General features: G+C 46.8%; 8 protein-coding genes and 4 CRISPR repeat arrays. Of the genes, 5 read left to right on the plus strand and 3 right to left on the minus strand.

Annotation, left to right across the window (positions count from 1 at the left end; all coding sequences use genetic code 11):
- Positions 1-392: 392 nt before the first annotated feature.
- The gene (locus JOD24_RS02605; protein ID WP_380163968.1) at positions 393-1,439 is read right to left on the minus strand and encodes a YeiH family protein; all 1,047 of its coding nucleotides are present in this window, start codon (positions 1,437-1,439) and stop codon (positions 393-395) included.
- A 122-nt stretch (positions 1,440-1,561) separates the two neighbouring features.
- On the opposite strand from JOD24_RS02605, the gene JOD24_RS02610 reads away from it, so the two are divergent.
- The 3 genes from JOD24_RS02610 to JOD24_RS02620 all read left to right on the plus strand — a co-directional run bounded on the left by JOD24_RS02610 (position 1,562) and on the right by JOD24_RS02620 (position 7,367).
- Positions 1,562-2,464 (plus strand): LysR family transcriptional regulator, encoded by a 903-nt coding sequence (locus JOD24_RS02610; protein ID WP_429246274.1) that lies wholly within the window; start codon positions 1,562-1,564, stop codon positions 2,462-2,464.
- Positions 2,465-3,083: 619 nt separating this feature from the next.
- Positions 3,084-4,379, plus strand: a complete 1,296-nt coding sequence (gene ilvA / locus JOD24_RS02615; protein WP_380163962.1) for a threonine ammonia-lyase IlvA — start codon at positions 3,084-3,086, stop codon at positions 4,377-4,379.
- 206 nt (positions 4,380-4,585) lie between these two features.
- Positions 4,586-5,019: a CRISPR direct-repeat array (repeat unit 30 nt).
- 758 nt (positions 5,020-5,777) lie between these two features.
- Positions 5,778-6,272: direct repeats of the CRISPR family, unit length 30 nt; unit sequence GTTTATAACGTACCTATGAGGGATTGAAAT.
- 948 nt (positions 6,273-7,220) lie between these two features.
- On the plus strand, positions 7,221-7,367 hold the full coding sequence (locus tag JOD24_RS02620; protein WP_380163960.1) for a hypothetical protein: 147 nt from the start codon (positions 7,221-7,223) through the stop codon (positions 7,365-7,367).
- A 207-nt stretch (positions 7,368-7,574) separates the two neighbouring features.
- Positions 7,575-8,816: a CRISPR direct-repeat array (repeat unit 30 nt; unit sequence GTTTACAACGTACCTATAAGGAATTGAAAC).
- 303 nt (positions 8,817-9,119) lie between these two features.
- A CRISPR array of direct repeats spans positions 9,120-9,758; the repeat unit is 30 nt.
- Positions 9,759-10,131: 373 nt separating this feature from the next.
- Here JOD24_RS02620 and JOD24_RS02625 read toward each other — a convergent pair.
- Positions 10,132-10,620, minus strand: a complete 489-nt coding sequence (locus tag JOD24_RS02625; protein WP_380163958.1) for a CarD family transcriptional regulator — start codon at positions 10,618-10,620, stop codon at positions 10,132-10,134.
- Positions 10,621-10,912: 292 nt separating this feature from the next.
- Here JOD24_RS02625 and JOD24_RS02630 point away from each other — a divergent pair, with 292 nt between their 5' ends.
- Both JOD24_RS02630 and JOD24_RS02635 read left to right on the plus strand, forming a co-directional pair.
- Positions 10,913-11,113, plus strand: coding sequence for a cold-shock protein (locus JOD24_RS02630; protein ID WP_380163956.1), 201 nt, complete (start codon positions 10,913-10,915; stop codon positions 11,111-11,113).
- A gap of 228 nt (positions 11,114-11,341) precedes the next feature.
- Positions 11,342-12,697: a glucose-6-phosphate isomerase gene (locus JOD24_RS02635; RefSeq protein WP_380163954.1), complete on the plus strand. Its 1,356-nt coding sequence runs from the start codon at positions 11,342-11,344 to the stop codon at positions 12,695-12,697.
- A gap of 129 nt (positions 12,698-12,826) precedes the next feature.
- Here the strand turns inward: JOD24_RS02635 and JOD24_RS02640 are convergent, their stop codons facing one another.
- Positions 12,827-13,117 carry a hypothetical protein gene (locus JOD24_RS02640; protein ID WP_380163952.1) on the minus strand — a complete coding sequence of 97 codons (291 nt, stop codon included), beginning with the start codon at positions 13,115-13,117 and terminating at the stop codon, positions 12,827-12,829.
- Between the last annotated feature and the right edge of the window lie 138 nt (positions 13,118-13,255).

The following is a 13,255-nucleotide window of genomic DNA, read 5'->3' on the forward strand; positions in this document are numbered from 1 at the left end:
AGGATGCGCCACAGGCACTACAATTTGAAGTTAAGGATGCGCCACAGGCACTACAATTTGAAGTTAAGGATGCGCCACAGGCACTACAATTTGAAATGAAGGATGCGCCATGGGCACTACAATCCAAAGGAGCTGAAGCTCTAGATTAGTTGAAGCTCTAGATTAGTTGAAGCTCTAGATTAAGGTTGCCATCCTACCTAGCGGAGAAGTCTTACGAGAGGGTGTTTATAGGGGCAACCTCTTCCCTGTGTTGCTTCCGTAAGGCTATGCCCCTGCCCGATGGTCAGATTTGGAGCGGCCAGTTTTCACTTCCTTGCTGGATGGCAACGGTCGCGTGGGTGAACACGATCTTCCCACCTAAAATATGGCGAATCAAGTACGCCTGACATTTGTCAAATGACATAGAAAGTGACGACAGAGAGCAGAACTGATGTGATCACCATGACGAGGAGCGGGCGGAGAGCTTTGTTGCGCAAGTGCCGAAGCTGAACATTGAGACCGAGACCGACCATAGCCATGGTCAGGATCCAGGTGGCCATGTGAGACAGAAAGTCCATTACGCTCTCTGATAGGGGAATCCCTGTGCCGTGGAGGTAGGTGCCGACCCCACTCATCAGGATAAATCCAATGAGGAACCAGGGGAACTGGATGTGGGCCTTCGCCTCTCCGGTATGTTTTCGGTTCATCCAGTACATGAGGATGAAACAGAAGGGAACCAGCAGAAACACGCGTCCCAATTTGGCTAACAATGCGATGGCCAGGGCATCCTGACCCGCGGGGGAGGCGGCTAATGCCACATGGGCGATCTCATGTAGGCTGATTCCAGACCAGATTCCGTACTGGATACTGTCCAGGGGAAGAAAAGGCTGGATCAGCGTGTAGCCGATCGCAAAACCCGTGCCGACCAGTGCGATAATGCCGACGCTGATCGCTGTATCTTCCTCCTTGTTCTTCAAAATGGGAGAGACAGCGGCGATCGCAGCAGCGCCACAAATCCCTGTGCCCACTCCGAGAAGGAGGGAGATGGTGGTGTTTGCCTTCAACCAGCGGGCTAACAACATGGTCAGTCCGATAGCAAACAGAATCGTCCCCGCCCCTCGCAGCAACAGAGGCCATCCATCTTGGGACACGACTTCGATGTTTAGCCTGAGGCCATAGAGGACAATCGCCAGGCGCAACAATTTTTGCGAAGAAAATTGGATTCCAGAGCGGATCGACTCGGGGTAACCTGAAAATTGGCGGTAAGCAACCGCAATAATAATGGCAGAGGCCAGGGGACCGATGCGATCAAATCCAGGCAAATAGGATAAACCGTAACCCAACATGGCAATGACAAAGGTGAAGATGATACCGCCGATCCATCCCTTCCAGTGTATGCTTCCGGAGGGCTGGGGCTTCTGAACTGGATAGGGCTCTTTTTCCAGGGTGGGTGCTGACATGTGACTCCTCCTTTCTCTGTGATCAGCGTAAGGGATGTTTATTGATAAGGGAAATAAATTATATATATCAAGGCCATAAGTAAAACCTTATAAGTGACGATCTGTTGAGAAGGGGATGCGAGATGGATTCACATTTGCGTGTTTTTGTCACAGTGGCAGAAAAGAAAAACTTCTCACGGACGGCAGAAGAGTTGCACATGACCCAGCCCGCCGTCAGCCAATATATACAAGCCTTGGAACGGACGGTAGGGGCCAAGCTGATCGAGCGAAACAACAAGTTTGTCTGTCTGACTCAAGCAGGAGAGATCGTTTATCATCATGGGCGGGAGATTTTGGGCCTGTATACACATATGCAGTCACTGGTGGATGATCTGATGCAGGTGGCGAGCGGGGATCTGTCGATCGGGGCCAGCTATACATTTGGCGAATATATTCTGCCCCACGTGATCGCCCGACTCCATGAGCGGTATCCCTTGATCCAACCGACAGTCACCATCGGAAATACGACAGAGATTGCCGAATCAGTTGCCGCCCGTCATCTGGATGTGGGGATTGTAGAGGGAGATTTCAATCATGAGCGGTTGAATACGGAATCCTTCGCCGACGATCAGATGTATATTATAGTCGCTGAGGATCATCCCTTGGCCGCTCAAAAATCAGTCACTGTCTCCGATTTGAAAAAGGAGAACTGGATTGTACGGGAGCAGGGGTCTGGCACCCGGGAGGCCACGGAGAAGATGTTTAAAAAGCTGGGTTTCACACCGGATCATCTGATGGAATTTGGTAGCACCCAACTGATCAAAGAATCCGTGGAAGCAGGGTTGGGGATCAGTTTTTTGTCTAGCTGGGCAGTGCGGAAGGAAGAGTCGCTGGGTACTATCTGTCTGTTGAAAATGGCAGGAACCCCGATCCCCCGGAAGTTCACCTGGATCACCCAGGACACCCCATTCCAGATGAAAGCGCTGGAGGTTTTTATAGCCCAATTGCACCAATTGGATCAGATTTTTCCTGTTGAAAGGTCCTAGAATCCCCTCAGCGAAGGGGAGGGAACGGGATGAAAACAGTGGAGGGAGGGTCGGGTTTCCCATGGAATTAGGGCTGTTGCTGAACTGGAAAATGGGCGGTGGAAGGGAGTCGTTTGCTGCCAAGGGACTTTATGGCTACAGGGCACTACAATCTCGATGGCAAGGTTGCGCCACAGGCACTACAATTTAAAAGAGCTGAAGCTCTAGATTAAGGAAGCACCACAGGCACTACAATCTCGATAGCCAGGTTGCCATCCTACCCAGTGTAGAAGTCTTACGAGGGGCACCTAGGGGTTACATTCATCCTTGTGTTGCTTGAACCCCCGACTTTTGCCCCTGCCCGATGGGAAGATTCGGAGGGGCCTTGTCTTCACTTCCTCGTTGGATGGTAGGGTCGCTGGTAGCACACGATCTTCCCGACTAAGATATGGCTAATCAACACTTGGCATCCAGTGACTTGGGCTCGCCAGAACAAGGTTGAAACTCATCCCAACCGATCTCATCCCGACCCGGATCGTTAGCAACGTCCACACTTTTTGCACTTTTTTGCGGAAAAGCATTGCATCGGGAAGGGGGGGCCGTTGTATAATGATCTGAAAATCAGATCAGGGGGGTACTCATGGAACCGTCATCTTTAACATCAACAAGTGTGAAAAGTCAGGAAACCGCTTCCCAGATGTCTGTGGAAGAGGTCATCGTCGCCAATCACATCCTCAAGGATGTGATTATCCATACCCCTCTACAGAGAGATTCGGTGCTGTCAGCCAAATACGATTGTGATCTTTACCTGAAACGGGAAGATCTGCAGGTGGTTCGTTCCTTCAAAATCCGTGGTGCTTACAATGTGATCCGCCATCTCGAGCCGCAAAAGCTAGAGCGGGGAGTCGTCTGCGCCAGTGCCGGCAATCATGCTCAGGGGGTCGCATTTTCCTGCCAAACCCTGCAAATTCCCGGTCGGATCTTTATGCCCAGCACCACACCCCAACAAAAGGTTTCCCAAGTGAAGCGATTTGGCGGCACCTTTGTAGAAGTGGTACTCACCGGAGATACCTTTGATGACTCCCTGGAGCAAGCGCTGCGTTACCGGGAAGAGACGGGGACGGAGTTTATCCATCCCTTTGAGAACCCGCTCACTATCGCCGGGCAGGGGACGGTGGGGTTGGAGATCTTGAACGACCTCCAAAAGCCGATGGACTACCTGTTCGTCGGGATCGGAGGAGGCGGACTTGCGGCAGGGGTGTCTTCCTATGTGAAGAGCCTCAGCCCTGCCACTCAGGTGATCGGAGTGGAACCGGCGGGGGCCCCCTCCATGAAAAAGTCAGTGGAAGCAGGTCGAGTCATTGAACTGGATGAAATAGAGAAGTTTGTAGATGGTGCAGCAGTGCGCCAAGTGGGGGAACTCACCCATGCCATCTGCCGGGAACGGGTGGATGCGTTCACCTTGGTCCCAGAGGGCAAGGTTTGCACAACCATCCTGAATCTGTACAACGAAAACGCCATTGTGGCCGAACCCGCCGGTGCCTTGTCCATCGCCGCCCTCGACGAGTATCGGGAACAGATCCGCGGCAAGACGGTGGTGTGCGTCGTGAGCGGGGGCAACAACGACATTGAACGGATGCAGGAGATCAAGGAACGCTCCTTGATGCACGAGGGACTAAAGCACTACTTCTCCGTCAATTTCCCCCAACGAGCCGGTGCTCTCCGGGAGTTTCTCGATGAAGTACTCGGCCCAGATGACGACATCACCCGTTTTGAATACACGAAGAAAAACAGCAAAGAAAACGGCCCCGCCCTCGTCGGAATCGAACTCAAACGAAAAGAGGACTACGCTCCTCTCATCGATCGCATGAACCGCAAAGGCGTCCACTACATCGAAATCAACAAGGATCCCCACCTATTCAACTTGTTGATTTGATTCTAAAGGCGGATATTCTATCGGAATCACCCACCCCAAAATGTCGTCGATCCCCAGTAGCGCAAAAACCTCCGGGGATCGACGACATTTGTTATGTGGTGATGGAGGTGGAGTACCAAGAGTTTCGGCGATTATCACCGAAAAACCATCAGAAATCGGATAATGGATTGGATCTTGAAAAGCCAATGAGAATGCGGGTAAAATGGGCTTAGAGCTTACCTATGAGGAATTGAAACCGTTCTGATCGACACGCCCCCAGCGATGGGGTTGGGCTTAGAGCTTACCTATGAGGAATTGAAACTTTGTTGGAGAGGGTGTTCTCAGCCTGTTGGATAATTGCTTAGAGCTTACCTATGAGGAATTGAAACAAATTGATTCATCAGTGACAGGAAAAGAGAATTTGAGGCTTAGAGCTTACCTATGAGGAATTGAAACCCGAGTGGCAGAGAAAGAGGGGATCCAAAGAGGCCAGGGCTTAGAGCTTACCTATGAGGAATTGAAACCTTCGTCTCTTTGAAGTCTATTTAAAGCATTTTCTAATCGCTTAGAGCTTACCTATGAGGAATTGAAACCGCCGAAGCAGAAAGCATTTTGTGATTATTACATTGAGCTTAGAGCTTACCTATGAGGAATTGAAACGAAGGGAGGAAATCAAGTGAAAATCCGCCTTCATGGAGCTTAGAGCTTACCTATAAGGAATTGAAACTTTTGACCGCTTTTTGTTGTAGACGCTACGCCACTATGTTTAGAGCTTACCTATGAGGAATTGAAACTATGTGAAGGTTCCCTGATCAGTCTCGATGACGATGGGTTTAGGATGTACCTATAAGGAATTGAAACCCTTGTGGTACGCGTACAGTTGCGCCGCCGGAGTGTCGTTTAGGATGTACCTATAAGGAATTGAAACGAAACTGCTGATATAAATCGGGGTGCGCTTGCTTGAGTTTAGGATGACTTATAAGGAATTGAAACCGCTGATCCTCCGAAGCTTCCATAGCCTCCTTCGCCTTTTTTATAACGTACCTATGAGGAATTGAAACATTCGCGTATTTCCTCGTCTTGACCCAAAATAGGTTGGTTTAGAACGTATCTATGAAGAATTGGAACTCGTTTCTGTATCTACTGTATATCGTCGTACACAGTGGCGTTTGGAGCGTACCTACGAGGGATCAATGCTTGTCCTCGATTTGATATTGAAATAGCGAAAAATATACCGGAATCACCCACCCCAAAATGTCGTCGATCCCCAGTCATGCAAAAAACCTGGGGGACGACGACATTTGTTATGTGGTGATGGAGGTGGAGTACCAAGGGTTTCGGCGATTATCACCGAAAAACCATCAGAAATCGGATGTTGGATTGGATCTTGAAAAGCCAATGAGAATGCGGGTAAAATGGGTTTATAACGTACCTATGAGGGATTGAAATAGTCGGTAGGTCTCCCCACCGACTTCAATTTCATCCTCGTTTATAACGTACCTATGAGGGATTGAAATGCTACCAAGTAAGGTTCATAGACAAGGGATTTCCAAAGTTTATAACGTACCTATGAGGGATTGAAATAAGAAAAGCGGCAGCTGTCGAGAGGGAACCAAAACCGTTTATAACGTACCTATGAGGGATTGAAATTATCAATCTAGATCCGTGTATGAGCTGTTTTCCCTGTTTATAACGTACCTATGAGGGATTGAAATCCAAAATGAACGGACCGAGGCATTAAACGTTCAATGGTTTATAACGTACCTATGAGGGATTGAAATTGATAGGGTAAGGGGATGAAAAAGGCGCGAAAGGATTGTTTATAACGTGCCTATAAGGAATTGAAACTCACCTCAGCAATCTTTCTACTTTTCCCTATCGAGGGTTTATAACGTACCTATGAGGGATTGAAATAACTCCGCATATTCTCTTTGTTCCTCGTTTAGAGTTTATCTATAACGAATCGAAATAAATGCGTAGAATGCGTAGATTTTGCGTTTTATCCAGCAGTTATCTGATCACTTTTGATACAACTGTAGATACTTCAGTCGATATGACATCTGGCTGATCATATCTGTATTGTTTAACTTCCTCATTCCTGCCTCCGTTTTTTGATCTGACCAGAGTAAATTCTCACCTAGATATGTAGCAGCAAAAAAGCACCTGGGTGGGTGCTAGAGTGTACTACTTATTCTTAATTTGTTTTAGAGAGAGCAGAATTAAAACAATAGCTGTAACTACGAGCAAATAAACAGGGACTAGGGAAATATGGTAGATCGATTTTGAACTGGCTTCAATAATACCTGTGTCTATTTGGATGTTTAACCAGTTAAAACTAATGGGATTTTTGCCTTCCATCGATATTTCCGAAAGATAGAGTGGGTTTTTGGATAGAGACCAAAAAACGTAAAGAAGGCTAGACAGTAGTAACAGATTAGAAGCGATGAGTTTTTTCATTTGCTTTTTCCTTTCCTTCGATCCTGTGGAAATATTTTTTGCTATTTTATTGCTCATTTCTTTATTAGGTGGTACCAGCTTTTCTTCCTCTATAATCGTTGTTAATTATGAGTATTTATTCTCCCCTTTCTTTTAACGAGAGTTATTTTAATACCTTTAACTCCGGATAGCAATACAAATCGCAAAGGCGTCCACTACATCGAAATCGACAAGGCCCCCCACCCGTTCAACCTGCTGATCTGATGTCGGAATCATCCACCCCAAAATATCGACGATCCCCAGTCATGCAAAACCCCCAGGGATCGACGACATTTGTTATATGGCGGTTTAGGTTGTTCTATCAAAGGTTTGGGCAAATATCAATGAAAAACCATCGGGAATCGGATGATGGACAGGAAAAAGTCGATGGGTATGCGGTTAAAATGGGGTATAGAGCTTACCTATAAGGAATTGAAACAACTGATGCGGGCTGGACGGGTGCAGAACGGCATGGTTTATAACGTACCTATGAGAAATCAAACGGGTTTGTCTTTGATCGACTTTATGATCTAATCCTGAAATGGTGAAGTCTAACGGAATCATCCACCCCAAAATGTCGTCGATCCCCAGTAGTGCAAAAATCCTGGGGGATCGACGACATTTGTTATATGACAGTTTGTGTTGATCTATCAAGAGTTTGGGCGAACATCGATGAAAAACCATCGGAAATCGGATGATGGATCGGAGCTTGAAAAGCTGATGGGAATGCGGGTAAAATGGGTTTACAACGTACCTATAAGGAATTGAAACACAACAGAAGGAGCCAAATTATTGATGGTTGGAAACCCCGTTTACAACGTACCTATAAGGAATTGAAACTTTAGACGCATAAACCCTGTTTCTTGGGTTACTTTGCCTTGTTTACAACGTACCTATAAGGAATTGAAACTCTCCTCCTTATTTCGCTTTGCTTTTCTTCGCCAGCTCGTTTACAACGTACCTATAAGGAATTGAAACTATAGCCTAGCCAAACACATATCAAAGCCGAATACATAGTTTACAACGTACCTATAAGGAATTGAAACTCTCCAGATACCCTATCGCCGTCGGACTGATCCGGCCGTTTACAACGTACCTATAAGGAATTGAAACCCTCCTGCAACCTGCTCCCCGATTGCAAAAGGGATGGTTTACAACGTACCTATAAGGAATTGAAACGCCACTTGCTACCACTTTTTTTCAACCAAAACTCATACGTTTACAACGTACCTATAAGGAATTGAAACCAGGATCATTGGCTATGGCAAGAAGAAAGGACTTTTTCGTTTACAACGTACCTATAAGGAATTGAAACTAATAGATGCAAGGATGGATATTGCGGTTAGTAATCTAGTTTACAACGTACCTATAAGGAATTGAAACCTCCTAAATTCACAGCCTACTTTCAAGGGGGCTTCAGTTTACAACGTACCTATAAGGAATTGAAACATCGCGTATGGGGTAAGAGTGATCAAACTCGCCGAAGTTTACAACGTACCTATAAGGAATTGAAACCTTGTTTCATTTTGCGGATCGTCGGCGAACTGTTCCAGTTTACAACGTACCTATAAGGAATTGAAACTTGCTTTGAACGAACCTACGAACCGATTATTTTTTTGGTTTACAACGTACCTATAAGGAATTGAAACATTCAGGAGTCCTGACGAAGCCCACTGCTGCTAAGGTTTACAACGTACCTATAAGGAATTGAAACTGACTACGCGGGTTTTGGACGTCAGAGTCCTCCCGGTTTACAACGTACCTATAAGGAATTGAAACACAATGGACGAAGCAAACTTGGGGTACACCTGTCCCTCGTTTACAAAGTACCTATTAGGAATTGAACCCTTTGTCCTTTTCATCTTCCGGCAGGTTGATCTCGTGTTTACAACGTACCTATAAGGAATTGAAACCGGGAGGTACTGCTTCTCCGTGGGACGGATCTGTAACAAGTTTATAACGTACCTATGAGGAATTGAAACTTGCTTCTGCTTCTGGATCACCTTCTAATTCTTTTTGTTTTATAACGTACCTATGAGAAATCAAACGAGTCTGTCTTTGATCGACTTTATGATCTAATCCTGAAATGGTGAAGTCTAACGGAATCATCCACCCCAAAATGTCGTCGATCCCCAGTAGTGCAAAAATCCTGGGGGATCGACGACATTTGTTATGTAGTGGTTGGGGTTGATCTATCAAGGATTTGGGTGATCATCAACGAAAAATCATCAAAAATCGGATGACAGATAGGATCTTGAAAAGCTGATGGGAGTGCGGGTAAAATGGGTTTAGAACATACCTATTAGGAATTGAAACGGGAAAATGCAGCGGGAACTAGAATTTGTCGTCAAATGGTTTAGAACATACCTATTAGGAATTGAAACAAGTGCCCCAATCCTTTTCAGAAGCTCTCCGGCTCGTTTAGAACATACCTATTAGGAATTGAAACCTTTCATAACCGTACATCTCGTCCTCAAGCCAGTAGTGGTTTAGAACATACCTATTAGGAATTGAAACACTAGCCGGTCGCATTTATACAGCGTCTTGCCTTCCGTTTAGAACATACCTATTAGGAATTGAAACCCGCGAAGTGTCGTGAAAGTCTCCTTTTGCGTCGCTTGTTTAGAACATACCTATTAGGATTTGAAACGCGGTTTCATAGTTGCCTACCACAATTTAATCCACCTGGTTTAGAACATACCTATTAGGAATTGAAACCTATACGATATAGCCATAACAAAAGCGCCAATCACGTTTAGAACATACCTATTAGGAATTGAAACAAATCGGTTGCAACTTTCTACACACCACCGGCCAGGTCGGCGCATCCGTTTAGAACATACCTATTAGGAATTGAAACTGACTCAAAGGGGGTACGGACCCCCCTACCCTTGTGTTTAGAACATACCTATAAGGAATTGAAACGGATGTAGGCAAAAGAAATTCGAAGGGTTGCTGTCACATACCTATAAGGAATTGAAACTCGTCTCTATCGCCCTGTCTCGAGACGGATGATAGTTTTGTTTAGAACATACCTATGAGGAATTGAAACTACTCTTGCCCGCCGTCGTCGATCCGCCGGCCCGTTTCTTCCGGCCCGTTTCCTATAATAATTTGACCCTTCGTCTTCTGATTTTATTCAGCCTTTTCTGTTTGTGTAGTATGATCTGGTGCGGTATAGCTTGTTATCGGGATACCAACCCAACCCCCCGTCGAAATCGGCGGGGGGTTGGGTTGGTCTTAATCCTTTCCTGAAAGCAAATAAAAAAACGGAAACCCGAATGATTCGGGTTTTCCGTTAACAATGGGCGGCTTCATCCAATAGTCGGGTGGCCTGATCTTCTTCAATCTCCTTTACCAGCACGAGCTCGCTGACCAGGATCTGTTTGGCATTGTCGAGCAGTTTTTTCTCGCCGGTGCCAAGGGATTTTTCTTTGTTGATCTGGGCCAAATCCCGGATTACCTCCGTGGTTTTGTAGATATCACCGGTTTTCATCTTATCCATATTCTTACGGAACCGCTGATTCCAAGAGCCGGTGGAAGAGGAGGGATCGTCGTTGAACAGGAGAAAAACACTCTCCATTGTGTCCGGATCGACGATATGGCGTAATCCCATCTCGTCGATCCGATCCGTGGGGATCATGATTTGCACGTCTCCCAGGGACATGTGAATGATGTAGTAACGTTGTTTTTTACCGAGGATCTCTTTTTCCTCAACGCCTTCAATCACACCAGCGCCATGGAGAGGGTAAACGATTTTGTCACCAACCTGGAACAAACTGCCCACCTCCGTACAAGAATTCCTTATTTAAGGATAGCACACCGGAGCGATGAAATCAAGCAAAACCAGAAATGATACCATGACTAAAGGTTCCTCGTCAAGAATATATATTAAAAAAAACACCGGTTTAGACGGTTGAGTATTGGAATGGTATATGGTACAATACTTTTTAGTTGAATATTTGAGGTATATAATTCACATGTTATATAGGAATTATAAACTCTCAGTTTGTAATCCTATATAACATGTGAATTTTTGCCGTTAAATGGTCAACAATTATTTTTTTGGAGGTACTTCCATGATTGAAGGTACGGTGAAATGGTTTAACGCAGACAAAGGATTCGGTTTTATCGAGGTGGAAGGCAGAGATGACGTGTTTGTTCACTTTTCTGCGATCCAAAGCGAGGGCTTTAAAACCCTCGATGAAGGCGATAAAGTGAGCTTCGAAATCGTTCAGGGAAACCGCGGTGACCAAGCCGCCAACGTGGTGAAGCTCTGAATTGAAAAGCCGGATCCTCAGTGGGGTCCATCGACCGTTGACACCTGTTGTCAACGGTCTTTTGTTGTGGATGGAATTTCGTTTTTCAGCAGATCTGGGTGGTCTGCATGATGTGATTTTGTGGCAGTGGCGAGTAGATTCCCTTCCAATTCGATGGCACTTTCAGTAAAATTACCTTGACGTTTGATAGGGAACCCTAGAACCAATCATTTACGGGAGGGGACATCCATGGAGAAACATCTCCAGTTTGACTATTCCAATGCGCTTGCTTTTTTCGGTTCACATGAATTGGAACAGATGGTGCCTGCGGTGCAGATGGCCCACGATCAGTTGCACGGAAGGTCCGGAGTGGGGCGGGAGTATCTGGGGTGGCTCGATCTGCCTGAGACCTATGATCGGGAGGAGTTTGAGCAGATTCAAAGGGCGGCGGAGAAAATCCGTTCGGACTCAGACGCACTGGTGGTAATCGGGATCGGTGGCTCCTATCTGGGAGCTCGGGCTGCAATCGAGATGCTGACACACACCTATTATAATGCACAGCCCTCAGGGGAACGGCAGGGGCCGGAGATCCATTTTGCAGGTAACCATCTCAGTTCCACTGGACTGCGTCATCTGCTGGAGCATTTGCAGGGGAAGCGGGTCAGTCTCAATGTCATTTCCAAATCGGGAACGACTACAGAACCGGCGATCGCCTTCCGGATCCTGAAGGAGTGGATGGAGCAGCAGTATGGGAGAGAAGGGGCGAGAAAACGGATTTATGCCACTACCGACCGCCAACGAGGGGCTCTCAAGCAACTGGCGGAGACGGAAGGGTATGAAACATTTGTCATTCCTGATGATGTAGGGGGCCGTTATTCTGTGCTGACCGCCGTGGGTTTGTTACCCATCGCTACGGCGGGGATTGACATCGATCAGGTGATGGCGGGTGCCCGAGAGGCGAGAGTGGCCTATGGCGTTCCTGATTTGATGGATAATGCCGCCTACCAATATGCGGCCCTCCGCAATATATCGTATCGGAAAGGCAAACAGGTGGAGCTTTTGGTTCACTATGAGCCGGCTCTGCAATACTTTTCTGAGTGGTGGAAACAACTCTTCGGTGAAAGTGAAGGGAAGGATGGAAAAGGAATTTTCCCGGCATCGGTCCAATTCACCACGGATCTGCATTCCATGGGACAGTATATCCAGGAAGGACGCCGGAATCTTTTCGAAACGGTGATTCAAGTGGAACCGTCGGCGGAGGCCCTGGCGATCGGAACAGATCCTGACAACCTGGATGGTCTCAATTATCTGGCGGGACGCACCTTGGACGAAGTGAATCACAAGGCCCTTGAGGCTACGATGTTGGCCCATACGGATGGCGGGGTGCCCAATCTTCTTCTTCGGCTCCCGCAGATCAGTCCCTTTACCCTGGGAGAGATGGTCTACTTTTTTGAGAAAGCTTGTGGGATCAGCGGTTATCTGATGGGGGTCAACCCCTTTGATCAACCGGGGGTGGAAGCCTATAAACAGAATATGTTCGCCTTGCTGGGGAAACCGGGCTTGGAAGGCGAAGGGGAAAAATTGAATAGACGGCTGAACTCCTGATTATTTTAGCCCGCCCCGACTGGATCCGGGGCGGGGTTTTCCTTTAAACAGAAAGAAGCGGCCGTGGTGGGCCGCTTTCTGTGAGATGGATGAAAAGACAAAGAATGATAGCATCGGTCTGTTAAACAGTTATCCCCTGATCAAGGATGAAATGAACAGGATCGCTCCGGCTAGAATGAAACCGCAAAAGATATAGAGCATTTCAATGCCCAGTTGGGCCTGTTTCTTTTTCCGCTTGACCTCTTTCTTTGGAATGACCTGTTTTTTCGGTTTTTTCGGGGGGCTTTTCTTGGTCTGCTTCGTCTGTTTTTTCTTTGGAGCTGTCTGCGAGGTCCCTTTTTTGTTTTTGTGAGCTGTTGATTTCGTCATTTTCTTTTTCTTTGGATTCGTCGATGTTTTGGTTTCCTTGGTTTTTTTCATCGGAGTCCCTCCTTTCTTGCAGGTTTACTCCGGGGGTTGCGTTTTCTTGAATAGGGAGAGCGGGTTCATGTCTGTCTCCAAGCGCCATTTTACCTGTGGAGTGAGGGGACGAGCGTCTACATCCAGAGAGTATTTTAA

It is taken from the genome of Kroppenstedtia sanguinis (assembly GCF_050433445.1).
Lineage (GTDB): Bacteria > Bacillota > Bacilli > Thermoactinomycetales > DSM-45169 > Kroppenstedtia > Kroppenstedtia sanguinis.

Excerpts from the sequence above, each read along its gene's own strand:
- JOD24_RS02620 (WP_380163960.1), top strand. The coding sequence starts at position 7,221 with ATGGGTATGCGGTTAAAATGGGGTATAGAGCTTACCTATAAGGAATTG.
- ilvA (WP_380163962.1), top strand. The coding sequence starts at position 3,084 with ATGGAACCGTCATCTTTAACATCAACAAGTGTGAAAAGTCAGGAAACC.
- JOD24_RS02635 (WP_380163954.1), top strand. The coding sequence starts at position 11,342 with ATGGAGAAACATCTCCAGTTTGACTATTCCAATGCGCTTGCTTTTTTC.
- JOD24_RS02640 (WP_380163952.1), bottom strand. The coding sequence starts at position 13,117 with ATGAAAAAAACCAAGGAAACCAAAACATCGACGAATCCAAAGAAAAAG.
- JOD24_RS02610 (WP_429246274.1), top strand. The coding sequence starts at position 1,562 with ATGGATTCACATTTGCGTGTTTTTGTCACAGTGGCAGAAAAGAAAAAC.
- JOD24_RS02630 (WP_380163956.1), top strand. The coding sequence starts at position 10,913 with ATGATTGAAGGTACGGTGAAATGGTTTAACGCAGACAAAGGATTCGGT.
- JOD24_RS02605 (WP_380163968.1), bottom strand. The coding sequence starts at position 1,439 with ATGTCAGCACCCACCCTGGAAAAAGAGCCCTATCCAGTTCAGAAGCCC.